Origin of the sequence: Achromobacter sp. NFACC18-2 (assembly GCF_900108985.1) — a bacterium.
Classification (GTDB): domain Bacteria; phylum Pseudomonadota; class Gammaproteobacteria; order Burkholderiales; family Burkholderiaceae_B; genus Achromobacter.
Genome location: NZ_FNYM01000011.1, coordinates 1 through 23,703, shown reverse-complemented (window position 1 = coordinate 23,703; position 23,703 = coordinate 1). Strand labels below are relative to the sequence as shown.

At 67.2% G+C, this 23,703-nt stretch carries 21 protein-coding genes; 7 read left to right on the top strand and 14 right to left on the bottom strand.

Annotation, left to right across the window (positions count from 1 at the left end):
* Window positions 1–44: 44 nt before the first annotated feature.
* Window positions 45–1,187: a glycerate kinase gene (locus BMW75_RS17395; RefSeq protein ID WP_092581166.1), complete on the bottom strand. Its 1,143-nt coding sequence runs from the start codon at window positions 1,185–1,187 to the stop codon at window positions 45–47.
* A gap of 105 nt (window positions 1,188–1,292) precedes the next feature.
* Between BMW75_RS17395 and pyk the strand changes: the two genes are divergently transcribed.
* Window positions 1,293–2,735: a pyruvate kinase gene (pyk, locus tag BMW75_RS17390; RefSeq protein WP_092581165.1), complete on the top strand. Its 1,443-nt coding sequence runs from the start codon at window positions 1,293–1,295 to the stop codon at window positions 2,733–2,735.
* A gap of 20 nt (window positions 2,736–2,755) precedes the next feature.
* Here the strand turns inward: pyk and BMW75_RS17385 are convergent, their stop codons facing one another.
* Window positions 2,756–3,985 carry a nucleoside recognition domain-containing protein gene (locus BMW75_RS17385; RefSeq protein WP_092581290.1) on the bottom strand — a complete coding sequence of 410 codons (1,230 nt, stop codon included), beginning with the start codon at window positions 3,983–3,985 and terminating at the stop codon, window positions 2,756–2,758.
* 143 nt (window positions 3,986–4,128) lie between these two features.
* On the opposite strand from BMW75_RS17385, the gene BMW75_RS17380 reads away from it, so the two are divergent.
* Entirely contained in the window at window positions 4,129–6,441 is a 2,313-nt protein-coding gene (locus tag BMW75_RS17380; protein WP_092581164.1) for an acyl-CoA dehydrogenase, read from the top strand.
* On the opposite strand, the gene def is transcribed toward BMW75_RS17380, so the two are convergent.
* Genes def through glyQ form a run of 7 tightly spaced genes read right to left on the bottom strand, consistent with a single transcriptional unit; the run spans window position 6,438 to window position 12,758 of the window.
* A complete protein-coding gene (def, locus tag BMW75_RS17375; protein ID WP_092581163.1) occupies window positions 6,438–6,971 on the bottom strand; it encodes a peptide deformylase in 534 nt (177 codons plus the stop codon). The two genes, BMW75_RS17380 and def, sit on opposite strands and share 4 nt — an antisense overlap.
* A 14-nt stretch (window positions 6,972–6,985) precedes the next feature.
* Window positions 6,986–7,381 (bottom strand): lactoylglutathione lyase, encoded by a 396-nt coding sequence (gene gloA / locus BMW75_RS17370; RefSeq protein WP_092581162.1) that lies wholly within the window; start codon window positions 7,379–7,381, stop codon window positions 6,986–6,988.
* 60 nt (window positions 7,382–7,441) lie between these two features.
* Entirely contained in the window at window positions 7,442–8,452 is a 1,011-nt protein-coding gene (locus tag BMW75_RS17365) for a M48 family metallopeptidase (protein WP_092581161.1), read from the bottom strand.
* Window positions 8,439–9,167, bottom strand: a complete 729-nt coding sequence (locus tag BMW75_RS17360; protein ID WP_076518944.1) for a lysophospholipid acyltransferase family protein — start codon at window positions 9,165–9,167, stop codon at window positions 8,439–8,441. Before BMW75_RS17360 ends, BMW75_RS17365 begins: the two co-directional genes overlap by 14 nt.
* 4 nt (window positions 9,168–9,171) lie before the next feature.
* A complete protein-coding gene (gene gmhB / locus BMW75_RS17355; protein WP_092581160.1) occupies window positions 9,172–9,711 on the bottom strand; it encodes a D-glycero-beta-D-manno-heptose 1,7-bisphosphate 7-phosphatase in 540 nt (179 codons plus the stop codon).
* Window positions 9,708–11,846, bottom strand: coding sequence for a glycine--tRNA ligase subunit beta (gene glyS / locus BMW75_RS17350; RefSeq protein ID WP_092581159.1), 2,139 nt, complete (start codon window positions 11,844–11,846; stop codon window positions 9,708–9,710). The genes gmhB and glyS overlap by 4 nt, the downstream gene beginning before the upstream one ends.
* The gene (gene glyQ / locus BMW75_RS17345; RefSeq protein ID WP_025136700.1) at window positions 11,847–12,758 is read right to left on the bottom strand and encodes a glycine--tRNA ligase subunit alpha; all 912 of its coding nucleotides are present in this window, start codon (window positions 12,756–12,758) and stop codon (window positions 11,847–11,849) included.
* A gap of 270 nt (window positions 12,759–13,028) precedes the next feature.
* Between glyQ and BMW75_RS17340 the strand changes: the two genes are divergently transcribed.
* From BMW75_RS17340 to BMW75_RS17330, 3 genes are all read left to right on the top strand, one after another.
* Entirely contained in the window at window positions 13,029–13,796 is a 768-nt protein-coding gene (locus tag BMW75_RS17340; RefSeq protein ID WP_076518951.1) for a crotonase/enoyl-CoA hydratase family protein, read from the top strand.
* 157 nt (window positions 13,797–13,953) lie between these two features.
* Window positions 13,954–15,477 carry a fumarate hydratase gene (locus BMW75_RS17335; RefSeq protein ID WP_076518952.1) on the top strand — a complete coding sequence of 508 codons (1,524 nt, stop codon included), beginning with the start codon at window positions 13,954–13,956 and terminating at the stop codon, window positions 15,475–15,477.
* 162 nt (window positions 15,478–15,639) lie between these two features.
* Complete coding sequence (locus BMW75_RS17330) at window positions 15,640–16,086, top strand: carboxymuconolactone decarboxylase family protein (protein WP_076518953.1); 447 nt, start codon at window positions 15,640–15,642, stop codon at window positions 16,084–16,086.
* 18 nt (window positions 16,087–16,104) lie between these two features.
* Here the strand turns inward: BMW75_RS17330 and BMW75_RS17325 are convergent, their stop codons facing one another.
* The 3 genes from BMW75_RS17325 to BMW75_RS17315 are packed head-to-tail and all read right to left on the bottom strand — an operon-like array spanning window position 16,105 to window position 19,115.
* Window positions 16,105–17,334 carry a CaiB/BaiF CoA transferase family protein gene (locus tag BMW75_RS17325; RefSeq protein ID WP_092581158.1) on the bottom strand — a complete coding sequence of 410 codons (1,230 nt, stop codon included), beginning with the start codon at window positions 17,332–17,334 and terminating at the stop codon, window positions 16,105–16,107.
* Window positions 17,331–18,191 (bottom strand): MaoC/PaaZ C-terminal domain-containing protein, encoded by an 861-nt coding sequence (locus tag BMW75_RS17320; RefSeq protein ID WP_092581157.1) that lies wholly within the window; start codon window positions 18,189–18,191, stop codon window positions 17,331–17,333. The genes BMW75_RS17325 and BMW75_RS17320 overlap by 4 nt, the downstream gene beginning before the upstream one ends.
* Before the next feature lie 9 nt (window positions 18,192–18,200).
* A complete protein-coding gene (locus tag BMW75_RS17315) occupies window positions 18,201–19,115 on the bottom strand; it encodes an SDR family NAD(P)-dependent oxidoreductase (protein WP_092581156.1) in 915 nt (304 codons plus the stop codon).
* A gap of 151 nt (window positions 19,116–19,266) precedes the next feature.
* Here BMW75_RS17315 and BMW75_RS17310 point away from each other — a divergent pair, with 151 nt between their 5' ends.
* Window positions 19,267–20,166, top strand: coding sequence for a LysR family transcriptional regulator (locus BMW75_RS17310; protein ID WP_092581155.1), 900 nt, complete (start codon window positions 19,267–19,269; stop codon window positions 20,164–20,166).
* Between the two features lie 219 nt (window positions 20,167–20,385).
* Window positions 20,386–21,408: a Bug family tripartite tricarboxylate transporter substrate binding protein gene (locus BMW75_RS17305; protein WP_371467278.1), complete on the top strand. Its 1,023-nt coding sequence runs from the start codon at window positions 20,386–20,388 to the stop codon at window positions 21,406–21,408.
* 62 nt (window positions 21,409–21,470) lie between these two features.
* Here BMW75_RS17305 and BMW75_RS17300 read toward each other — a convergent pair whose 3' ends face one another.
* Together BMW75_RS17300 and BMW75_RS17295 are read right to left on the bottom strand one after the other, a co-directional pair.
* A complete protein-coding gene (locus tag BMW75_RS17300; protein ID WP_092581154.1) occupies window positions 21,471–22,142 on the bottom strand; it encodes a lysozyme inhibitor LprI family protein in 672 nt (223 codons plus the stop codon).
* Between the two features lie 377 nt (window positions 22,143–22,519).
* The gene (locus BMW75_RS17295) at window positions 22,520–23,476 is read right to left on the bottom strand and encodes an IS110 family RNA-guided transposase (protein ID WP_092575218.1); all 957 of its coding nucleotides are present in this window, start codon (window positions 23,474–23,476) and stop codon (window positions 22,520–22,522) included.
* Window positions 23,477–23,703 lie beyond the last annotated feature (227 nt).

Below are 23,703 nucleotides of genomic sequence, written 5' to 3'. Positions count from 1 at the left end.
GGGGCCTTTGTGCATTTCACAGATTGCTTTTCACAGATTGCATTTCACAGCATGCGTTTCTGGGCCGCCATCCAGAGCTGCATCACGTCGCGCGCCCGATCCGCAAGCAGGCGTTCGGCGTCCGCCAGGGCCTGCTGCAGCGTGATGGGGCCGGGGGCCAGGCTGAATGCGGCGCTGATGCCGCAGGTGTGCAGGGCCTCGTAGCCTTCTCCCAGCGAACCGGCCAGCGCCACGACGGGCACCCCCGCGCGCTGCGCGATCTTGGCCACGCCGGCGGGCGTCTTGCCGCGCAATGTCTGCGCGTCCATCCGGCCCTCGCCCGTGAAGACGAGGGTCGCGCCCTGCACGGCCTCGGCCAGCCCGCCGAGTTCGGCGACGATCTCCACGCCCGGCCGGAAATGCGCATTGAGGAAGGCCTTGGCCGCAAAGCCCAGTCCGCCGGCCGCGCCCGCGCCGGGCGCGTCGCGGTGATCGGCATGCAGGTGGCGCGCGCAGATGTCGGCGAAGTGGCCGAGCATCGCGTCCAGCGTCTGCACCTGTTCCGGCGTAGCGCCTTTTTGCGGGCCGAATATGTGGGACGCCCCGTGCGGACCGCACAAAGGGTTGTCGACATCGGAGGCGATGTCGATGCGGATGCGGGCCAGCCGGGGGTCCAGGCCGCGCGTGTCCAGCGAGGCAAGCTGGCCCAGCGCGCCGCCGCCGGGCGGCAGGCTGTTGCCGCCGGCATCGAGCAGGCGCACGCCCAGCGCCGTCAGCATGCCGGCGCCCGCGTCGTTGGTGGCCGAGCCGCCCAGGCCCAGAATGATGCGCGTGGCGCCCGCGTCCAGCGCGGCCCGCATCATCTCGCCGACGCCGTGGCTGCTGGCGCGCATGGGGTCGCGCTTGGAAGGCGATATCAATTCAAGCCCGGCCGCCGCGGCCATCTCGATGACGGCGGTGCCATCGTCCAGCAGGCCCCAGACGGCGTCGACCTTGTGGCCCAGCGCGTCGTTCACGGTGATCTGCTGCTCCTTGCCGCCGGTGGCCGCCAGCACGGCCTCGACGGTGCCTTCGCCGCCATCGGCCATGGGCACACACACGGTGTGCGCGCCGGGGAAGGCGGCCTTGACGCCGCGCGCGATGGCCGCGGCCGCATCGGGCGCGGAAACGCTTTCTTTGAACGAGTCGGGAGCGATGACGATTTTCACGGGTGTCGATGGGCGCGTTGAAGGTCGATGTGAGCCCCATGATACCCGTGCGAACGCGGCCGGCGTACCATAGCGCTTCCGTTGTTTTTGCGAGAGTGGACCGCCATGCCTGTATTGCGCCGCACAAAAATTGTCGCCACCCTGGGACCCTCGACCTCGTCGCCCGAACGCATCGACGCGCTCATCCGCGCGGGGCTGGACGTGGCGCGGCTGAACTTCTCGCACGGCAGCGCCGACGATCATCGCGAACGCGCGCGCCTGGTGCGCGAGATTGCCGCCAGGCAGGGCCGGTTCGTCGCGATCATGGGCGATCTGCAGGGGCCCAAGATCCGCATTGCCCGCTTCACCGACAAGCTGGTGCAGCTTCAGGTGGGGCAGCCGTTCACGTTGTCGCGCGCGCATCCCAAGGATGCGGGCACCGCCAGCATCGTCGGCATCGATTATCCGGAACTCGTGACCGACTGCCGCGTGGGCGACGAACTGCTGCTCGATGATGGCCGCGTCGTGCTCGTCGTGGACCGCGTCGACGGCGACGAGGTCCACACCACCGTCACGGTCGGCGGGCCGCTGTCCAACAACAAGGGCATCAACCGCCGCGGCGGCGGCCTGTCCGCGCCCAGCCTGACCGACAAGGACCGGGTCGACATCAAGCTGGCCGCCGAAATGGAACTGGACTACGTGGCCGTGTCCTTTCCCCGCTATGGCAGCGACATCGACGAGGCGCGCACGCTGCTGGCGGCGGCCGGCAGCCAGGCATGGATCATCGCCAAGATCGAGCGCGCCGAAGCGGTGGCCGACGACGAGGCCCTGGACGCGCTGATCCGCGCGAGCGACGGCGTGATGGTGGCGCGCGGCGACCTGGGCGTGGAAGTCGGCGACGCCGAACTGGTGGGCATCCAGAAGCGCATCATCCAGCACGCGCGCACGCTGAACAAGGTCGTCATCACCGCCACGCAGATGATGGAGTCGATGATCTCCAGCCCCATGCCGACACGCGCGGAAGTCTCCGACGTGGCCAACGCGGTGCTGGACTACACCGACGCCGTCATGCTGTCGGCCGAGAGCGCATCGGGCCAGTATCCGGTCGAAGCCGTGCAGGCCATGGCGCGCGTGTGCCTGGGGGCGGAAAAGCACCCCACCTCGACGAAATCGCATCACCGCCTGGGCGAAACCTTCACGCGCTGCGATGAGACGATCGCGCTGGCGGCCATGTACGCGGCCAACCATTTCCCGGGCGTGAAGGCCATCATCGCGCTCACGGAAAGCGGCCATACCCCGCTGATCATGTCGCGCATCCGCTCGGGCGTGCCGATCTACTGCTACAGCCCGCACAGCCTGACGCAGAACCGCGTGGCGATGTTCCGCGGCGTGTACACGATTCCGTTCGCGCCGTCGGACTACGATCCCGCCGAGCTGTCCAACGCCGCCATCGAAGAGCTGCGCAAGCGCAATCTGGTGCAGACGGGCGACTGGGTGATCCTGACCAAGGGCGATTTCTACCGCGACAGCGGCGGCACCAACGGAATGAAGATCCTGCGGGTGGACTGAGCCCCCGCGAATCGCCCGCCCTATCCGAAGAACCAGTAGCAGACGCCGATCGCGGCCAGCACCCCGGCCAGATCGGCGATCAGCGCGCAGCCCACCGCATGGCGGGCGCGCAGGATGCCCACCGATCCGAAGTACACCGCCAGGACATAGAACGTGGTCTCGGTGCTGCCCTGCATGACGGCGGCCAGCAGCGCAGGAAAGCTGTCCACGCCGAAATGCGTCATGGTCTCCAGCATCATCGCGCGCGCCGCGCTGCCCGAAAACGGCTTGACCAGCGCGGTCGGCAGCGCGTCCACGAAGCGCGTGTCCCAACTGGCCTGCAGCGCCAGCCAGCGGACGCCGTCCAGCAGGAAATCCAGCGCGCCGGACGCGCGCAGCACCCCCACGGCGCACAGCATCGCCACCAGATAGGGCAGCAGGCTTCTGGCGATATCGAAGCCTTCCTTGGCGCCTTCGATGAAGGCTTCGTACACGGGCACCTTTTTCCAGGCGCCCACCACGAGAAAGGCCAGCAGGATGCCGAAGAGCGCCAGGTTGCCCATCAGCGAGGACAGCGAGGCAATGGCCGCGGCCGACATGCTGGCCAGCAGCGCCATGAATCCGCCCAGCGCCAGCGCCGCGCCGCCCAGCCAGAGCATCACGACCGGGTCCGCCAGGCGCAGGCGCTGGCAGATCGCCACCGCCAGAAAGCCGGCCAGCGTGGACGCGCTGGTGGCCAGCAGGATGGGCAGGAAGACCAGGGTGGGGTCGGGCGCGCCTTGTTGCGCGCGGAACATGAACAGCGTGACGGGCAGCAGCGTCAGCGAGGACGCATTGAGCACCAGGAAAAGGATCTGCGCGTTGGTCGCGGTTTGCGGCGTGGGGTTCAGCGATTGCAGCTCGCGCATGGCGCGCAGGCCGATGGGCGTGGCGGCATTGTCCAGCCCGAGCCCGTTGGCCGCGAAGTTCAGGGTGATCAGGCCGATGGCCGGATGATTGCGCGGCACCTCCGGCATCAGGCGCGCAAACAGCGGCCCCAGCAGGCGCGCCAGCTTTTCGACCAGGCCGGCGCCTTCGGCGATGCGCAAGAAACCCAGCCACAGGGTCAGCGTGCCGAAAAGCAGCACCATCACGTCCACGGACACGCGCGCCATGTCGAACAGGCTGGCGACCATCTGGCGAAAGACCTCGGGATCTCCGATGACCAGCCAGCGGTACAGCGCGGCCGCGGCGGCGGTGAGAAAGAAGCCTAGCCAGAGTTTGTTCAGCATGCGGACGAGCCCGGACAGCGGTTGATTGCGCATCTGCGCGGCGACGCCCATTGTCGCAGAGTCGGCAAGCCGCAGCTTGGCCGGGCAGCGCCAATTCTGGTACTTTGCCCCGGTACGTCCTGTCGCGAATACAAGGGGGATTCATGGATTTCAACGCCTGGCGCCGGCGCCGCATTTCGGAACCTGCATACCGCTGGGCGCGCAACGCGATGCCCGCCATGTCGGCCACCGAACGCGAAGCCATCGAAGCCGGGGACAGCTGGTGGGACGCCGATCTGTTCACCGGCAACCCCGACTGGCGCAAGCTGCTGAGCGTCCCCCCCGCCACGCTGACGCCGGACGAACAACGCTTCATCGACGGTCCCGTGCGCGAACTGTGCGCCATGCTGGATGAATGGGACATCAACTGGAACCGGCGCGACCTGCCGCCGCAGGTCTGGGAATTCCTCAAGTCGCAACGCTTCTTCGGCATGATCATCCCGCGGCGCCACGGCGGCCTGGGGTTCTCGCCCTATGCGCACTCCGAGGTGGTCCGGCGCATTTCCGCCTATTCCATCACCGCGGGCGTGACGGTCATGGTGCCCAACTCGCTGGGGCCCGGCGAACTGCTCATGCAGTTCGGCACGCCCGCCCAGCGCGATTACTGGCTTCCCCGGCTGGCCGATGGCCGCGAGGTGCCGTGCTTCGGCCTCACCAGCCCCGAAGCCGGATCGGACGCGGCCTCCATGGTCGATACCGGCATCGTGTGCCGCCAGGTCGTGGACGGCCGCGAGATCATCGGCATCCGGCTCAACTGGCACAAGCGCTACATCACGCTGGGGCCGGTGGCGACGGTGCTCGGCCTGGCGTTCAAGATGTCCGACCCCGACGGCATCCTGGGCGGCGCCAAAGAGATCGGCATCTCGGTGGCGCTGGTGCCCACCGACGCGCCGGGCGTGGAAATCGGCCGCCGGCATCTGCCGGCGATGCAGGTCTTTCAGAACGGGCCCAATTCGGGGCGCGACGTCTTCGTGCCCCTGGATGCGCTGATCGGCGGCGTCGAACGCGCCGGGCAGGGCTGGCAGATGCTGATGGGCGCGCTGGCCGCCGGGCGCGGCATTTCCCTGCCATCGCTGTCGGCCGCCGCCACGTCGATGTGCGCGCACACCACGGGCATGTACGCCCGGGTGCGCGAACAGTTCGGCATTCCGATCGGCAAGTTCGAGGGCGTGCAGGAACGGCTGGCCAGCCTGGCCGGCAACGCGTATCTGGTCGAGGCCGCGCGCCGGCTGACCTGCGCCGCGCTCAACCAGGGCATCAAGCCCGCGGTCGTCTCGGGCATCATGAAGTACCACGCCACCGAACGCATGCGGGTCTCGGTGAACGACGCCATGGACGTGCATGCCGGCCGCGCCGTCATGGACGGCCCCAGCAATTACCTGGGGGCGCTGTACCGCGCCGTGCCCATCGCCATCACGGTCGAGGGCGCCAACATCCTGACGCGCAACCTCATCATCTTCGGGCAGGGCGCCATCCGCGCCCATCCCTACCTGATGCCGGAAATCCTGGCCTTGGGCAATCCGGACGAGGAACGCGGCATCGAGGTCTTCCACGATGTTTTCTGGCGCCATCTGCGCCACGCCGGCCTGAACGCGCTGCGCGCCATCGGCCGGGCCTGGACGGGCGGCCTGCTGGCGCCCGCGCCGGCCTCCGGGCCGGTGGCCGTCCATTACCGCCGGCTTGGGCGCTATGCCGCGGGCTTCGCGCTGCTGGCCGATGCCACGCTGGCCCAGTTGGGCGGCGGGCTGAAGCGCCGCGAGATGATCTCCGCGCGCCTGGGCGACATCCTGTCCGAACTCTATCTGCTGTCCGCCGTGCTCAAGCGCTGGGCAGACGAAGGTCGCAAGCACGATGACCTGCCGCTGGTGCGGTGGTGCATGGAACGCGGCTATGCAAGCATCGAACACAGCATGGACCAGGCGCTGCGCAACCTGCCGGTCAAGCTGCTGTCCTGGGGCTTGCGCGCGGCCATCCTGCCCGTCCGCCTGGCCAAGGGGCCGGGCGACGCGCTCACGCGGGAATGCGCCGACCTGCTGCTCAAGCCGTCGCCCACCCACGCGCGCCTGGCGGCAGACCTGCAGCGCGAGCCGGGCGACGATCCGCTGGGCCTCCTGACCCGCGCGTTCGCGCTGGCCGACGCGGTGCAGCCCATCCGCGACCGCCTGCGCCAGTCCAATGTGCGCGACTGGCGCCAGGCCCATCAGCGCGGGGCGATCACGGACGCGCAGGCGGCGCAGCTCGAGGCCGCCGAAGCGACGGTGCTGCGGGTGTTGCAGGTGGATGATTTCGCGCCGCAGGAACTGACGCCGGACGCACCGATGCCGCAAGCGCGGACGCCCCAAGGCGACGCGGCGCCGGCCGGCGCGCAGCGGGAGGAGGCCCCCCCGGCCGCGCCGGAACCCGGCGAAAACGCCTAGTCGTCCTGATTGGGATCCATGCCCGGGAACAGGATTTCGGTAAAGCCGAACTTGCTGAAATCCTGGATGCGGGACGGATACAGGCGGCCGATCAGGTGGTCGCACTCGTGCTGCACGACCCGCGCGTGAAAGCCTTCGGCTTCCCGTTCGATCACCTGGCCGTACGGGTCGCGGCCGCTGTAGCGGATGTGGCGGTAGCGCGGCACCAGCCCGCGCAGGCCCGGCACCGACAGGCAGCCTTCCCAGCCGTCTTCCATCTCGTCCGAGAGCGGCGTGATGACCGGATTGCACAGGATGGTCTGCGGCACCGGCGGCGCGTCGGGGTAGCGGTCGTTGCGGTCAAACCCGAAGATCACCAGTTGCAGGTCCACGCCGATCTGCGGCGCGGCCAGCCCCACGCCCTGCGCGGCCGCCATGGTCTCGAACATGTCGTCGATCAGGGCGTGCAGTTCCGGGGTGTCGAAGCGCTCGACCGGCGGCGCCACGCGCAGCAGCCGCGGGTCGCCCATTTTCAGGATGGGATGGATCATGGCGGGCGTCCCGGTCAGTCCTGGCGGCCTTTCTTCTGGATGAACTCGATCTTGTAGCCGTCGGGATCTTCCACGAAGGCGATGACCGTCTTGCCGTGCTTCATCGGGCCGGCCTCGCGGGTGACCTTGCCGCCGCGTTCCTTGACCTTGTCACAGGCTTCGTAGGCATTGTCGACTTCCAGGGCGATGTGGCCGTAGCCGTTGCCCAGGTCGTATTTGTCGGTGTCCCAGTTGTGGGTCAGTTCGATGACCGCGCCGTCCGCTTCGTCCTGGTAGCCCACGAAGGCCAGCGTGAACTTGCCGTCCGGGTAGTCGTTGCGGCGCAGCAGCCGCATGCCCAGCACGTTGGTGTAGAAGTCGATGGACTTGTCGAGGTTGCCGACGCGCAGCATGGTGTGGAGCAGACGCATGGGAGGATTCCTTAAGCGGTGAGGGGTTGGGGGAACCGGGGCGCTGGGGCGCCCCGGGCCTCAGAATTGGGGCAGCGAAGCGGGATCGTGACGCCGCAGGATGTTCTTGGCGTCTTCGAAATCGGGCAGGATCTGGCCCACTTCGCGCCAGAAGTCCTGACTGTGGTTCATCTCGCGCAAATGGGCAAGCTCGTGCGCGATGACGTAGTCGATGATGGCGGGCGCGAAATGGATCAGGCGCCAGTTCAGCATGATGTTGCCGTCGCTGGTGCACGAGCCCCAGCGGGTGGCGGCCGACGACAGGCGCCAGCGGCGGATCTTCAGCCCGCTGACCTGCAGGAAATGCGCCAGGCGCGCCCCGAACCAGGCGCCCGCGCGCTGTTGCAGCCAGGCTTGCGCCGCGTCGCGGATGCGTCCCTGGTCGGCATGGGACGGCAGCGCCAGCCAGAGGGTGTCGCCGTCCTGCGGCGCCTCGGCGTCGCCGGACAGGCTGGCCTGGCGGCTGTCGCCGCCCACGCCGATGATGATGCGCCGGCCCAGGTAGGGCAGCTCGCCGCCGGCCTGCCAGCGGGTGTGCGCCATGGCGAGCTGCTGCTTGCGGGCGTGCCATTCGCGCAGCTTGGCCAGGATCCAGCGCGATTTCTCGCGCACCGCGTCGTCGATCTGCGTCAGCGTCACCCAGTTGGGGGCGGTGACGCGCAGGCCGTCGTCGGTGATCACGAAGCCGATGCTGCGGCGCCGCGAGCGCAACAGGACAAAGCCGATGGGCTGCTGCTCGGTGGGCACCTCGCGCCAGCGCGCGCCGGGCGGCAGCGGATCGGGGCAGGGCGTGGGCACGCGCGCCGTCGCGTTGGGCGACGGCGTCAGCAGCGGTTCGCCCACGGGCGCGGGGGCCGAGGCGGCGTCGGGAAACAGGTTGGCGGGTGGGACCGGCCGAGGGGCGCCGGGTCCGGAAGACGGCGGCCGGGGCGCGGCCGGCGGCGTCGGCGCGGCGATCAGCGGCGGCGCGCCCGAGGGCGCGTCGTGTTCCTGCGAGTCGAACAGGAGTTCGAGCTGATCAGTGCTGGGCATACCTTTCTGGGTTGAGACGCCGCATTTCCCCTTCGATCCAGTCCTGGACCTTCTGGTTCAGTTCTTCGGGGGAGAGACCCTTGGATTCTATCGCGGGACCGATCGACAGGGTAATCAGCCCGGGCTGCTTGACGAAGGCGTTGCGCCGCCAGCATTCGCCCGCGTTGTGCGCGATGGGAATGACCGCCGCGCCGGTGCGCGACGCCAGCAGGGCGCCGCCCATCTTGAAGCGTCCGGTCTTGCCCGGCGCCACGCGCGTGCCTTCGGGAAACAGCAGCGGCCAGCGGCCTTCGTCCAGGCGGGTCTGGCCCTGTTTGACCACTTGCTCGAAGGCGTCGCGGCCCTTGGCGCGGTCAATGGCGATCATGCGCAGGAGCGCCAGGCCCCAGCCGAAGAACGGCACCATGTGCAGTTCTTTCTTGTAGACGAAGCAGACCTCGCGCGGCATGTAGGCCGGAAAGAACAGGGTTTCCCAGGCCGACTGGTGCTTGGACAGCAGCACCGCCGGGCCGTCGGGCAGGTTCTCCCAGCCCTTGACCTGCCAGCGGATGCCGCAGATGACCTTGGCGCCCCAGATGGCCAGCCGCGGCCAGCCGACCGTCAGCTTGTAGCGCCAGTGCAGCGGCAGCGGCGCCCACAGGATGCAGGCGAAGGCGTAGGGGATGACCGTGACGGACAGGAACAGGAAATACAGCAGCGAACGGAGCCGGGCCATCGGGTCACGCGTCCTGCAGCAGGGTGTCGACCACGGCCAACAGGTCGTCGCAGACGCGCACGTTGTCAGGCAGTCCGCCCTTGGCGAGCGTCTTGGCGCCATTGCCCGTCAGCACCAGCCAGGGCGAGCACCCGGCGGCGGACGAGGCCTGCAGGTCGCGCAGCGAATCGCCCACCGCCGGCACGCCGGCCAGGTCGACGTCGTAGCGGTGACCGATCTGCTCGAACATGCCGGGACGCGGCTTGCGGCAGGCGCAGTCGTCGTCGGGGCCGTGCGGGCACATGAAGATGGCGTCGATGCTGCCGCCGACGGCGGCGAGTTCGCGTCGCATCTTGGTGTGGATGGCCGTCAGTGTGTCCATGTCGAAGAGGCCGCGCGCCAGGCCCGACTGGTTGGTGGCAAGCACCACTTTCCAGCCGGCCTGCGTGAGCCGCGCAATGGCCTGCAGACTGCCCGGCAGGGCGATCCACTCGTCGGGCGTCTTGACGAAGGCGTCGCTGTCCTGATTGATGACGCCGTCGCGATCGAGAATGATGAGCTTCACTGTGCGAGCCTGGAAATGTCGGCGACCTGGTTCATCAGGCCATGAAGCTGGCCGAGCAGGGCCAGACGGTTGGCGCGTACGGCAGGATCCTCGGCCATGACCATGACGTCCGCGAAGAAGGCGTCCACGGGTTCGCGCGCCTGGGCCAGCGTGGACAGGCTGCCGGCGAAGTCGCCCGCTGCCAGTTGCGCCTCGGCCTTGGGACGCAGGGCCGCCACGGCGGCGGCCAGGGCCTTTTCAGCCGGTTCCACCAGCGCCGCGTCGTTCACCGCGCCGATCTCGCCTTCGGCCTTCTTGAGCAGGTTGCCGATGCGCTTGTTGGCGGCGGCCAGGCTGGCGGCCTCGGGCAACTGCGCAAAGGCCGCGGCGGCGCGCACGCGCTCGGCCACCTGGTGCAGCGGCGGGGTCAGCGCGATCACGGCCTCGACGGCATTGCGGTCGAAGTCGTTGATGAGCTGGTTGCGGTAGCGTTCGTAGATGAAGGCGCGGACCTCGGGGAGCGTGTCGGCCGGGATCTTGCCCTCGGGGAACGTGCCCGCGGCCAACGCCAGCAGGCCGTCCAGGCTCAGCGGACCGTCCTGGCTGATCTTCAGCCAGCCGCCCGCCGCCAGTTGTTCGAAGGCGCTGATCAGGCCCAGCGCGGCGCGGCGCAGGCCGAAGGGGTCGCGCTCGCCGGTGGGGGCCAGGCCGATCGCCCAGATGCCGACCAGCGTTTCCACGCGTTCGGCGATGAACAGCGTCGCGGCGGTCAGGGTGTCCTGCGTCACCGGCGCGTCGTAACGGTTGCGGTACTGGCTGCGCAGGGCCTCGACGACGCTGGCGGGCTCGCCGTCGCCGGCGGCGTAGTAGGCGCCCATGATGCCTTGCAGCTCGGGGAATTCGCCCACCATGTTCGAGCCCAGGTCGGCCTTGGCCAGCATGGCGGCCCGGTCGGCGGCGGATTGGTCGCCGCCGATCTGGCCGGCGATGCCGCGCGCGATGGCGCGCACGCGCTCCACGCGTTCGAGCTGGGTGCCCAGCTTGTTGTGGTATACGATGGAGCCCAGCTGCTCGACGCGCGCGGCCAGCGGCGTCTTGCGGTCGGTTTCAAAGAAGAACTGCGCGTCGGCCAGGCGGGGACGCACTACGCGCTGATTGCCTTCGACGATGTTCACCGGGTTGTCCGTGCGCATGTTGCTCACGATCAGGAAGCGGTGCGTCAGGCGGCCGGTGGCCGGATCGAACAGCGGGAAGTACTTCTGGTTCAGCCGCATGGTCAGGATCAGGCATTCCTGCGGCACTTGCAGGAACTGTTCTTCGAACTGGCCGACGTAGACCGTGGGGTGTTCGACCAGCGCGGTCACTTCGTCCAGCAGCGCGGCCACTTCGGGGTCGTCGCCCAGGGTGGCCGACAGGCGGGTCGCCTCGTCCTGCAACTGGCGCTGGATCTCATCGCGGCGGGTCTCGAACGAGGCCACGACGCGGCCCTTTTCGGCCAGCGTGGCGGCGTAGGCGTCGGCATCGGCGATGGACACGGCGCCCTGGCTCATGAAGCGGTGGCCCAGGGTGTCGCGGCCGGCGGTCAGGCCCAGCGCCGACACCGGCACCACGTCCGCACCGAACAGGGCGATCAGGCCATGCGCCGGGCGCACGAACTTGACGGTGGTGACGCCGTCGGCCAGCTGGTAGCGCATGACCTTGGGGATGGGCAGGCCGTCGATGGCGGCGTCGATCCCTTCCTGCAGGCCAGCGGCCAGCTGGGCGCCCGCGGCGGTGCCGCGCGCGACCAGGTAGTCCTGCTTGCCGTCGGATTCGCGGTCCAGCGTGGACACGTCGATGTTTTCCAGGCCCTTGGCGGCCAGCTTCTTCTGCAGCGCGGGCGTGGCCTTGCCGTCTTCAGTGAGGCCGATCTTCACGGGCATCAGCTTTTCGGCGTAGGCCTGGTCGGGCGCCTGGGCCAGCACGGCCGACAGGTGGACGGCCAGGCGGCGCGGCGTCGAATACGCGGTCACGGCGCAGCCGTCGGCCAGCAGGCCGTGGCGGTCCAGCGTGGCGCGCACGCCTTCGGCAAAGGCCTGGCCGAGCTTTTGCAGGGCCTTGGGCGGGAGTTCTTCGGTCAGCAGTTCGACCAGCAGCGGGCGGATGTTCGTCGTCATTTATGCAGCCTCCCCGGCGGCCTTGTCGCGGCCCAGCATGGGAAAGCCCAGTCGTTCGCGGGAATCGTAGTAGGCCTGCGCGACGGCGCGCGACAGGTTGCGGATGCGGCCGATGTAGGCGGCGCGTTCGGTCACGCTGATCGCGCCGCGCGCGTCCAGCATGTTGAAGGTGTGCGCGGCCTTGAGCGCGGCCTCGTAGGCGGGCAGCGCCAGCGGCACGTCCATCAGGCGCTTGGCCTCGGCTTCGTAGTCGTTGAAATGCGAGAACAGCATCTCGGCCGACGAATGCTCGAAGTTGTAGGTGGACTGCTCGACTTCGTTCTGGTGGAACACGTCGCGGTACAGCACGCGATTGCCGTTGGCGCCTTCGGTCCAGACCAGGTCGTAGACGCTTTGCACGTCCTGCAAGTACATGGCCAGGCGTTCCAGGCCGTAGGTGATTTCACCGGTGGTGGGCGTGCAGTCCAGGCCGCCGACCTGCTGGAAGTACGTGAACTGGGTCACTTCCATGCCGTTCAGCCAGACTTCCCAGCCCAGGCCCCAGGCGCCGAGCGTGGGGTTTTCCCAGTCGTCCTCGACGAAGCGGATGTCGTGCTGCGTGGGATCGATGCCCAGCGCCTTGAGCGAACCGATGTAGAGATCCAGGATTTCGGGGGGCGCGGGCTTGAGCACCACCTGATATTGGTAGTAATGCTGCAGGCGATTGGGGTTTTCGCCGTAGCGGCCATCCTTGGGCCGGCGCGAGGGCTGCACGTAGGCGGCGCGCCAGGGTTCCGGGCCGATCGCGCGCAGGAACGTGGCGGTGTGCGAGGTGCCGGCGCCGACTTCCATGTCGTAGGGCTGCAGCAGGGCGCAACCCTGCTTGTCCCAGTATTCCTGGAGCGTAAGGATGATTTGCTGAAAGGTGAGCATAGGATTCTTGGAATTCGGCCGCCAGGCAAGGGCTGCCCTGCGCGTGGGAAACCCGGCATTTTAACTGGCCCGCGACCGTAGCGGGCCGCGAGGGGGACATTCCGGTTACATCTGCCCGGGCGAAGCGTCCCTGAATGTGCCGCTGGTGGACACGCGCGCCGCCCGCGCCTGCGCCCGCAAACCAATGGTCGTATGATTCCGGGTTGAGCCTGAGTCTTATATAAAACCCGGAACCCGATTCCGAGAAATTCGCGAAAAAGGAGCAGTCCCATGTCCGACCTGATCACGGTGGAAGTCACCGACGGCATCCAGATCATCACGATCAACCGTCCCGAGGCCAAGAACGCCATCAACCTGGAAACCGCCGTGGCCATGGCCGCCGCGCTGGACCAGCTGGACAGCCGTGACGATGTGCGCATCGGCATCCTGACCGGGGGCGGCGGCACGTTCTCGTCGGGCATGGACCTGAAGGCGTTCGCCGCGTCGGGCCAGCGCCCCTACGTGGATGGCCGCGGCTTCGCCGGCCTGAACGAGCGTCCCCCCAAGAAGCCGCTGATCGCGGCGGTTGAAGGCTATGCCCTGGCCGGCGGCTGCGAAATGGCCCTGGCCTCCGACCTGATCGTGGCCGCCAGCAACGCCAAGTTCGGCCTGCCCGAAGTCAAGCGCGGCCTGGTGGCCGGCGCCGGCGGCCTGCTGCGCCTGCCGCGCCGCCTGCCGTACCACATCGCCATGGAAGTCATCCTGACCGGCGAAATGCTGAGCGCCGAGCGCGCCCACGCCTTCGGCCTGGTCAACCGCCTGACCGAGCCGGGCGGCGCCCTGGCCGGCGCGCTGGAACTGGCCCGCGCCATCGTCGAGAACGGCCCCCTGGCCGTCCAGACCGCCAAGAGCATCGTCGCGCAGGCGGGCGACTGGGACCAGGAAGGCATGTTCGACCGCCAGCGTCCGCTGATCGCGCACATTTTCACGTCGGCCGATGCCAAGGAAGGCGCCACCGCCTTTGCCGAAAAGCGCAAGCCCGTGTGGCAAGGCAAGTGAATTGAATTCGAAGCGCCACGCCGCAGCGCCGGAACCTGTCCCCGGCAACCCCATTTGCCTTCAGGCGGGGCCACGGCAAAAATAGCGTTTACCTCGCGCGGCGGGCAGCCAACGCCCGCCGCGTTTTCACGTTTTCCCTCCAGACCTGCAAATCGCCATGTCCGTCATCATTAAAGAAGAAGACTTCATCCAGTCGATCGCCGACGGGATCCAGTTCATCAGCTATTACCATCCCGTCGATTACATCCGCCACCTGGCGCGCGCCTACGAGCGCGAGGAAAGCCCGGCCGCGCGCGATGCGATGGCGCAGATCCTGACCAACTCGCGCATGTGCGCCGAGGGCAAGCGCCCGCTGTGCCAGGACACCGGCATCGTCAACGTCTTCCTGAAGATCGGCATGAGCGTGCGCTTCGACACCAAGCGCACCCTGCAGGAACTGTGCGACGAAGGCGTGCGCCGCGGCTACCTGAACCCGGACAATCCGCTGCGTGCCTCGGTGCTGGACGACCCGCTGTTCGCGCGCAAGAACACGCGCGACAACACGCCCTGTATCCTGCACGTCGAACTTGTCCAGGGTGACAAGGTTGACGTGCAGATCGCCTCGAAGGGCGGCGGCTCCGAAAACAAGACCAAGTTCGCCATGCTGAACCCCAGCGATTCGCTGGTGGACTGGGTGCTCAAGACCGTTCCGTCGATGGGCGCCGGCTGGTGCCCGCCCGGCATGCTGGGCATCGGCGTCGGCGGCACGGCCGAAAAAGCCATGCTGATGGCCAAGCAGTCGCTGATGGAAGACATCGACATGTACGAACTGCTGGCCCGCGGCCCGCAGAACAAGCTGGAAGAGCTGCGCATTGAACTGTACGAAAAGGTCAACGCGCTGGGCATCGGCGCGCAGGGCCTGGGCGGCCTGACGACCGTGCTGGACGTCAAGATCAACACGTTCCCCACGCACGCGGCATCCAAGCCCGTCGCCATGATCCCGAACTGCGCGGCCACCCGCCATGCGCACTTCGAGCTTGACGGCTCGGGCCCCGCGCGCCTGGACCCGCCGTCGCTGTCCGAATGGCCTGAAGTGCACTGGGCGCCGGACTACAACAAGTCCAAGCAGGTCGACCTGAACACCCTGACCCGCGAAGAAGTCGCCAGCTGGAAGCCGGGCCAGACCCTGCTGCTGTCGGGCAAGATGCTCACCGGCCGCGACGCCGCGCACAAGCGCATCCAGGACATGCTGGCCAAGGGCGAGCAACTGCCCGTGGACTTCACCAACCGGGTCATCTACTACGTGGGCCCGGTCGATCCGGTGCGCGACGAAGTGGTCGGCCCCGCCGGCCCCACCACCGCCACCCGCATGGACAAGTTCACCGACATGATGCTGGACAAGACCGGCCTGATCGCGATGATCGGCAAGTCCGAGCGCGGCCCGGTCGCCATCGACGCCATCAAGAAGCACGGCTCGGCCTACCTGATGGCCGTGGGCGGCGCGGCCTACCTGGTGTCCAAGGCGATCCGCGGTGCCAAGGTGCTGGGCTTTGCCGACCTGGGCATGGAAGCCATCTATGAGTTCGACGTGAAGGACATGCCGGTGACCGTGGCGGTCGACGCCCAGGGCACGTCGGTCCACACGACCGGACCCAAGGAGTGGCAGGCGAAGATCGGGAAGATCCCGGTTGCCGTTGCCTAAGTCCTAAGTACAGATGAATTGGCCGCTGGAGACAGCGGCCAATTTTTTGGGCATTCCGCGCGGATCTTGGCTCAGTCAATACGCCGATTCTTGGACCTGTTTCGCCAGGTCGCCGGCAGGTAAGGTGGCGGTGTTCACTTTCGACGAACGCAAAGGACTGAAATGACCCGCATGAACTGGCAAGAGATCGCACCCGAAGGCGCGAAGGCGCTCTTTGGCGTCTACCACTACGTCACGACCCGAACGAACCTGCCGCAGGAACTCGTTCATCTCGTTTTTCTCCGCGTCTCGCAGATCAATGGCTGCGCGCACTGCATCGACCTGCACAGCCGCGACCTCCGGAAAACCATGTCGGTCGACAAGATCACGCTGCTGCCGGTATGGGACGAGGTGCCTCACCTGTTCTCCGACCAGGAACGTGCCGCGCTTGCCTGGGCGGAGGAGGTGACGCGGGTGAGCGAAACCCATGCCTCGGACGAGGCCTATGCCGCCGCCTCGGCCGCGTTCGAGCCCAAAGACCTGGTCGACCTCACGATCACGATCGCGGCCATGAATGCGTTCAATCGGCTGGGCGCCCCGTTCCGGCTTCCCGTCGCCGCAAAGGCGTGATCGGGCCTCCACGCACCGTTACGTCTCTGCGTCACCCTTGAACGCCGCAATCGCCTGCGCGGATTTGCCCAGCACGTCGCGCAGCACTTCCTCGGTGTGCTCGCCCAGCAGCGGCGGCGCGCGCCGGTACACCACGGGTGAATCCGAAAACCGCAGCGGGCTGGCCGTCACCGGCGCCACGCCGCCGGCCGGATGCGGCATGTCGCGCCGCAACTGGCGCGCCTGCGCCTGGGGATGCGCGAACGCCTGGGCGATGTCGTTGATCGGTCCGCAGGGCACGCCCACGGCCTCCAGCTTGGCGATCCAGTCGTCGCGGCGGCCTTCGCGCATGATCGCCGTCAGGATCCCGATCAGTTCGACGCGGTTGGTGACGCGCAGCCGGTTGGTGGCAAAACGCGGATCGTCGCCCAGTTCCGGCACGCCGATGGCGCGGCAGTAGGCGCGATATTGCGATTCGTTGCCCGTGGCCACGATCAGGTGGCCGTCGCTGGCGGCGAACACCTGGTAGGGCACCACGTTCTGGTGCGCATTGCCGGCGCGCGTGGGCGCGACGCCCGAATTGAAATAGTTGGAGTTCTGGTTGGCCAGCAGCGCCACGTGGCTGTCCAGGAGCGCAATGTCCAGGTGCTGGCCCTGGCCGCTGCGATGGCGCTCCTGCAGGGCTGCCAGCACCGCCACGGTGGCGTACATGCCGGTGACGATGTCGGTGACGGCTACGCCCGCCTTCTGCGGTCCGCCGCCGGGCAGGTCGTCGCGCTCGCCCGTGATGCTCATCAGCCCGCCCATGCCCTGGATCATGAAATCGTAGCCGGGCCGCTGCGCGAACGGCCCGTCCTGGCCGAAGCCGGTGACCGAGCAATAAATGAGGCGCGGATTGACCGCTTTCAGGCTCTGGTAGTCCAGGCCGTACTTGGCCAGGCCGCCCACCTTGAAGTTCTCGACCAGGATGTCGCTGACCGCGGCCAGCTCGCGGATCAGCGCCGCGCCTTCCGGCGTGGCCATGTCGGCCTCGACCGAGCGCTTGTTGCGGTTGGCGCTGAGGTAGTAGGCCGATTCGTTGGTGTCCTGGCCGTTGCCATCCTTCAGGTAGGGCGGTCCCCAGGCGCGCGTGTCGTCGCCCACGCGCGGCCGTTCGATCTTGATGACGTCCGCGCCCAGGTCGGCCAGGTTCTGCGTGCACCACGGACCGGCCAGGATGCGCGACAGGTCCAGCACGCGGATGCCATCGAGCGGAGGCGGGCGCGTCATGATTGCACCGTCGCGGTGCCGTGGCTCATGACCAACACGCCGCGCTCCTTGGCGCGGGCGATGAAGCGGATCTGGCCATCCGGCATGCGCCACATGTCGCATTGCAGCGTTTCGCCGGGGTACACGGGCGCCGAGAAGCGCGTGTTCAAACTGGTGAGCCGCGTCGCGTCGTAGTCGCAGAACGTCTTGACGAGCGCGTGCGCGGCGACGCCGTAGGAGCACAGGCCATGCAGGATGGGACGCGGATAGCCGGCCTGGCGTGCGACGTCCGGATCGGCGTGCAGCGGGTTGCGGTCGGCGTTCAGGCGATACAGCAGCGCCGCGCTGGGCGGGATGCGCAGTTCGCAGCGCAGTTCGGGATCGCCGTCGGGGGCGGCGGGCAGGGGCTCGGGGCTGGCGTCGCCATCGCCGAAGCCGCCATCGCCGCGGCAGAACGTGCTGCTGCGCAGCGTGGCCAGGCACGCGCCGTCTTCATCGTGCAGCGTGCGTTCGCTGACGATGATGGCGCCCTTGTCCGCGCCCTTGTCGATCACATGCGTGTTGCGCGTGCGGCCAACGACCACGCCCGCCACGGGCAGCGGCGCATGCAGCGTCAGCCGCTGTTCGCCGTGCACCACCTTCACCCAGTCGACGGTGGAGCGCGGGTCGCTGACCCAGAAGCCCGGATAGCCCAGGATCACGCTCATCGTCGGAAACGCGCGCAGGTCTTTTTCGTAGACGTAACGAAGCTGGCCCGTGTCTTCCGGGTCCTGCCCCAGGCCGATGCCCAGCGCATACAGCATCGTGTCCTTCTGGTCGTAGCGCTGGCGCACGTCGTCGAAACGCCAGTCCTTCACGGTTGCATAGTCCAACGGCATGTGGCGGCCTCAGATGGGATCCCAGTCGATCACGTCGGGCGAACGCTCCAACGCGTAGAAGTGCTTGCGCATGGCGGGCGCCGCGATCTCGGCGATGCGCTCCGGCGTCCAGCCTTCGGCGTGGTGCACGGTGCGCAGCGGGCGCGGCTGGCTCATCAGCATGATCTCGTTGGCGCGCACGGCGAAGATCTGCGCCGTGACTTCGCTGGCCGCGTCGCTGGCCAGGAACACCGCCATCGGTGCGACTTTTCCGGCCTCCATCTTCTTGAGCTTTTCGACGCGCGCCTTCTCTTCGTCTGTTTCTGCGGGGATGGAGCTGGTCATGCGGCTCCAGGCAAATGGTGCGATGCAGTTGGACCGCACGTTGTAGCGCGCCATGTCCAGCGCGATGGACTTGGACAGCGCCACGATGCCCAGCTTGGCGGCCGCGTAATTGGCCTGGCCGAAGTTGCCGATGAGTCCCGACGTGGACGTCATGTGCACGAACGCGCCGGACTCCTGCTCGCGAAAGTAGGGCGCCGCCGCGCGGCTCATGTAGAACGAGCCGTTCAGGTGCACGTCGATCACCTGGCGCCATTCTTCTTCGCTCATCTTGTGGAAAACGCGGTCGCGCAGGTTGCCCGCGTTGTTGATCACCGCGTCGATGCGGCCGAAGGCGTCGATGGCGGTCTGCACCACGCGGCTGGCGCTGTCGTACGCGGCCACGCTGTCGGTATTGGCCACCGCGACGCCGCCCGCTTCGGCGATCTCTTTGACCACGGCCTGCGCGGGACCGTCCGCGCCGCCTTCGCCCGTGAGGGACACGCCGATGTCGTTCACCACGACCTTGGCGCCCGCCTGCGCCATTGCCAGCGCGACGCTGCGGCCGATGCCGCCGCCCGCGCCCGTCACGATCACCACTTTTCCGGATACCAAGCCGCTCATTGCATCTGACTCCTGTGCTGCGGCGCGCACGCCGTGTGTGGAAAACAGTTCCGCATCAACCCGTCTGGTTCATGGGCATGCCTCATGGTAGATTCGACACGGCATTCGAAGAATTCAAAATTAGAAATGCCCCCCTTCTGCGTGGTGGAACATGAGACATGATCTGACTGACCTGCGTTTGTTCTTGAACGTGGGAGAAACACTCAATCTGACCCGTGCGGCGGAGCGCACGTTTCTGTCCCTGCCGGCCGCGAGCGCGCGCGTCAAGCACATGGAAGAGGCGTTCAAGGCCCGGCTGCTGGTGCGCATGGCTACCGGTGTGGCGCTGACGCCGGCCGGCGAGGTATTGCTCAAGCACGCCAACGCCGTCTTCCGGCAGCTCGAATGCCTGAACGCCGACCTGCAGCCCTATGCGAGCGGCCTGAAAGGCAGGCTCAGGCTGCTGGCCAACACCACCGCCACCAACTCCTTCCTGGCCGATGCGCTGTCGACGTTCCTGTCCGAGAACCCGGACGTCGACGTCGAGCTGGAAGAAAAGATCTCCGGCGACATCGTCATCGCGATTCGCGCGGGGGCGGGGGACCTGGGCCTCGTGGCCGGCAACATCGACGTCGAAGGCCTGGACGTCACGCCGCTGTTCCGCGACGAACTCACCGTGGTGACCGCGCTGGACCATCCGCTGGCTGCCCAGGAGACCGCGCATTTCGCGGACCTGGTGGATGCCTATCAATTCGTCGGCATCCATCCCGACAGCGCCATCCAGACCTTCCTGGAAGACATCGCCAGCGGCCTGGGCAAGCGCCTCTGCCAGCGCGTGCACGTGGGCAGCTTCGAGGCCGTGTGCCGCATGGTCGAGGCCGGCGCCGGCATCGCCGTCGTGCCGCGCGCCTGCGCCGCGCGCTACAGCCGTCCCGACGCCCTGCACGTGCTCAAGCTCGACGATCCTTGGGCCTTGCGCGACCGCCTGCTGTGCCGCCAGCGCGGCCGAGACCTGCCCAGCTTCGCTGAATGCTTCATCGGCCACGTGCAACGCGCGGCGCGCGGACAATAACGAAAACTGCCGGCCTTACCGGGCGTCATGGCGCAGCGGGTTGGGCCGGCGTCCTCGTCCAGATGCCGTAGGCAGTGGGCCGTAGCGGCGTGGCGCAGCGCTTGCCGTGTCCGGTGAGCGAACCTTCAGGCCGCGCGAAAGAGGGGCTTTTGCAAATATGTAGCGGCGGTTTCCTGCATTCGGCAAATAATAAAAAACAGCGGCGGGCGGCAGTGCGCGATGCCCGACCGCGACCAGAACAAGACTCAGGAGACTGCCGTGACCAATCAAGACCGCCGCCGCGTCCTCGCGGGGCTGGGCGCCGCATGCGGCGCCGCCATGCTTCCTTCCTGGGCCCGCGCCGCCACCTGGCCGGGCCACGCCGTGACCTTCATCGTCCCCTTTCCCGCAGGCGGCCCGGTCGACACCACCGCGCGATTCACGACGCAGCCCCTGGGCCAGATGTGGTCCGTGCCCACGGTCGTCGACAACAAATCCGGCGCGGGCGGCATCGTCGGCGCCCAGTTCGCCGCCAAGGCCGAACCCGACGGCTACAACTTCTTTTTCGCGTCCATCCACCACGCCGTACTGCCCAGCTTGCGCGCCAACCTCAGCTACGACATCACCACCGACTTCGTGCCGGTCGGCATGGCGGCGGTGTTTCCCATCATCCTCGTCGTCAATGCATCGCTGCCGGTCAACTCGGTCAGCGAACTGATCGCCTACGCCAAGCAGAACCCCGGCAAGCTCTCTTTCAGTTCATCCGGCACCGGCGGCGGCACGCACCTGGCCGGCGAACTCTTCAACGCCATGGCTGGCGTGCGCATCCAGCACGTGCCCTATCGGGGCAGCGCACCGGCCATGCAGGACCTCCTGGGCGGCCAGGTCCAGGTCATGTTCGCCGACGGCCCGTCGGCGGTGCCCCACCTGAAAGGCGGCAAGATCCGCGCGCTGGGCGTCGGCAACCCCACGCGATCCAGCATGGTGCCCGACATCCCGACCATCGCCGAATCGGGCCTGCCCGGCTACGAGGCCTATTCCTGGAGCGGCGTGATGGCCCCGAAAGGCACGCCGCCCGACATCGTCAAACGCATCAACGCGGACATGGTCAAGGTCTTGTCGGACGCGGGCACGGCCAAGGCGATGATCGCGGCGGGCGCGGAGCCCAAGCCCGGTTCGCCGGAGCAGTTCGGAGCGTTCGTGCGGGACGAGATCGTGAAGTGGCGCGATCTGATCAAGACCGCGAACATCAAGCTGGAGTGACCGGACTGCGTGGGTGATCGCGGCTCAGGCCACGGGGGCGTCGACAGGGAAGGGGGCGGCAGTCAGCGCACGGCGAACCAGTCGCCGTAAAAGCTGCCGTTCATCCCGCAGAAGGGCGGACCAAAGCCCTCTTCCTTCACGCCAGCCGGCGGCGTTTCCCGCGCCACCAGCACCGCGCCGCGACGCGTCAGCGTCAGCGTCCACGGCGCACCGTCCTGATAGGTCACCGTCAGCGTGTCCCCGGACTCGACCGCCTTGCCGCTCAAATCGCAGACCCAGCGCCCGTTGTACGGCTGCGCCGAATTGGCGGCCACCAGCAACTCGCCATGCGCGTTCTGCGTGATCTCGATTTCGCCTTCGATGTTCTTCCACTTGCCCACAAAGCCAGCGGCCGGCTTCGGATTGATGGCCTTCAGGAATTCCAGCCGGTAACGCATAGTGTCGCTGAGCGCCTTGAACGGCGTGGATTGCGAGTAGGGCTCCGCGTAGGCATTGTCGCGCACGCTAAGAAAGTACTTTTGATCGGCATTCAGCGCCTTGGCCGCCTCCGCATCCAGCGCACCGCGCACGGCCTTGTATTGCTGCGCGATCGCCGCGTCCTGGTTCGCCAGCACCGAATTGCCGCAGATGGACTTTTCAACCGGCGTCGCGGCCTTGGCGCAATTGAACGACGGCGCGGCCGCCGCGCTGCCGGCAATCGCCAGAGACGCTGAAAAGATCAGATGACGAATCATGATGCAATGCTCTCCAGATGATGCGCACCCCCGGCCGCCGACTGGCGCCGCGCCGCATGACCGCGCAGTTTACCGGTGTCAGACACCTGGAGACACCTAGAGACGCCCCCGCGAGCGCGCAGCGTCAAAGCAACGGCGCAAGCCCTCGCGTAAGCCCCCAAAGGCCGCCCGCGCGGCCGGCCGGGGGCGGGCCCCGCAAGACGTTCCAACACCCAACCAGCGCAGGCAAGAACCTAAAGAACTCCACCCGTCCAAGCGGCCGCAAAGCTGAAACCACCAAAGCCCGGTGTGGCGTGGGCCTGGGGTGGGCGGGGCGTTCAGGTGCGCCCGACGGAAACCGAAGGGAGCCGAAGGCGGACGAGATTCTATGGTCTTGGTCAAGCAATTGCCGGTCGCAATTTCTCTGGATCAAAGGGTTGGCCTGTTCGCCATACCCCGTACGCTATCCGCAAGAGTTTGCGGGCGATTATGACCAAGGCCGCAGTCGGGGCCAGCCCTCGAGCCCTGAGCATGGCGTAGTAATCCTTGAATTGTGCCGTGCGCGCCGCTGAGCTAGCCGCGTTGTAGAGCAATGTCCTCGCCGCTTTATCGCCCTGCTTGCTTAGCCGGCGCCGGCCGACTTTTCTTCCGGATTCGTTCGGCCTCGGATCTAGGCCACAGAAGGCTACCGCCGCATCGCTGGTGGCAAAGTCGATCCGGCTGAACAAGTTCGTCAGGGCAACCCCGGTTATCGGTCCTATGCCGCAGATTCCGGTCAGCAGACCATACGTCTTGGCCCAGTCACTGTGGGCCTTAATCTTGGCGATCATTTCCTTTTCGAGCTGCTCTGACCAGGCTGTCAAACTTGCGAGTGCCTTCTTCTGATGGCTGCTTACGCAACCATGTCGCTGTGCCGACAATCGCAAGGATGTGCCCACACGGACCACCGTCGATCTCAGCGCATGAAGTGCTCTGACTTCCTGCAATTCTGGAGATATTGGTTCGTAACGATGCAGTTTTTTGTGATGCTGCGCGATGTATTGCGCGATGACGGCGGCATCCAATCGATCTGTCTTGCCGCGGTTCCCCAACGAGATGGCGTAATGATGGACGTGGGTCGGATTAAGGACATAAACCTCAAATCCGCGCTCATGCGCCGCACGAGCCAGGAGCTCTTGATAGCCTCCTGTCGCTTCCATGGCGATCACACTAGTGTCCGGCAGACGCTTTAACCAGCCCACGATGCTGGAGCGATTGTTGTGCAAGACGCCTGCCACGATCTCACCGTTGGCCCCGGCTACTTGCAACTCAAACTTGCCGACATCGACCCCAATAAAAATGATTGAAGTTTGCATGACAGCTCTCCCTGCGATACGTTAAGTCCGCTGGGGTAGCCACGCCTCGGGCGTTACCTTGCGATCAATCGGCGGTCTCGGCCGCTAGATTCCTTATCGACGCGTGAGGCGGGGTGGGATGCTCTCGTAGTGGCAGTCCGGGTGCAACCGGCTGATGGTTGAGGACGTCCCTTACCCCAGCGCCTTTCTTCTTCGAAAGACGCATCCGCACCATACAAGGTTGAGGA

Bases quoted from the DNA above. Each gene is read 5' to 3' on its own strand.
- def (WP_092581163.1), bottom strand. From the start codon at position 6,971: ATGATCCATCCCATCCTGAAAATGGGCGACCCGCGGCTGCTGCGCGTG.
- BMW75_RS17385 (WP_092581290.1), bottom strand. From the start codon at position 3,985: ATGCTGAACAAACTCTGGCTAGGCTTCTTTCTCACCGCCGCCGCGGCC.
- BMW75_RS17320 (WP_092581157.1), bottom strand. From the start codon at position 18,191: ATGCCGTTGGACTATGCAACCGTGAAGGACTGGCGTTTCGACGACGTG.
- gloA (WP_092581162.1), bottom strand. From the start codon at position 7,381: ATGCGTCTGCTCCACACCATGCTGCGCGTCGGCAACCTCGACAAGTCC.
- BMW75_RS17380 (WP_092581164.1), top strand. From the start codon at position 4,129: ATGGATTTCAACGCCTGGCGCCGGCGCCGCATTTCGGAACCTGCATAC.
- BMW75_RS17325 (WP_092581158.1), bottom strand. From the start codon at position 17,334: ATGACGCGCCCGCCTCCGCTCGATGGCATCCGCGTGCTGGACCTGTCG.
- BMW75_RS17335 (WP_076518952.1), top strand. From the start codon at position 13,954: ATGTCCGTCATCATTAAAGAAGAAGACTTCATCCAGTCGATCGCCGAC.
- BMW75_RS17305 (WP_371467278.1), top strand. From the start codon at position 20,386: ATGCCCGACCGCGACCAGAACAAGACTCAGGAGACTGCCGTGACCAAT.
- BMW75_RS17310 (WP_092581155.1), top strand. From the start codon at position 19,267: ATGAGACATGATCTGACTGACCTGCGTTTGTTCTTGAACGTGGGAGAA.
- BMW75_RS17295 (WP_092575218.1), bottom strand. From the start codon at position 23,476: ATGCAAACTTCAATCATTTTTATTGGGGTCGATGTCGGCAAGTTTGAG.
- BMW75_RS17330 (WP_076518953.1), top strand. From the start codon at position 15,640: ATGACCCGCATGAACTGGCAAGAGATCGCACCCGAAGGCGCGAAGGCG.
- BMW75_RS17340 (WP_076518951.1), top strand. From the start codon at position 13,029: ATGTCCGACCTGATCACGGTGGAAGTCACCGACGGCATCCAGATCATC.
- glyQ (WP_025136700.1), bottom strand. From the start codon at position 12,758: ATGCTCACCTTTCAGCAAATCATCCTTACGCTCCAGGAATACTGGGAC.
- BMW75_RS17360 (WP_076518944.1), bottom strand. From the start codon at position 9,167: ATGGCCCGGCTCCGTTCGCTGCTGTATTTCCTGTTCCTGTCCGTCACG.
- pyk (WP_092581165.1), top strand. From the start codon at position 1,293: ATGCCTGTATTGCGCCGCACAAAAATTGTCGCCACCCTGGGACCCTCG.
- BMW75_RS17365 (WP_092581161.1), bottom strand. From the start codon at position 8,452: ATGCCCAGCACTGATCAGCTCGAACTCCTGTTCGACTCGCAGGAACAC.
- BMW75_RS17300 (WP_092581154.1), bottom strand. From the start codon at position 22,142: ATGATTCGTCATCTGATCTTTTCAGCGTCTCTGGCGATTGCCGGCAGC.
- BMW75_RS17315 (WP_092581156.1), bottom strand. From the start codon at position 19,115: ATGAGCGGCTTGGTATCCGGAAAAGTGGTGATCGTGACGGGCGCGGGC.
- glyS (WP_092581159.1), bottom strand. From the start codon at position 11,846: ATGACGACGAACATCCGCCCGCTGCTGGTCGAACTGCTGACCGAAGAA.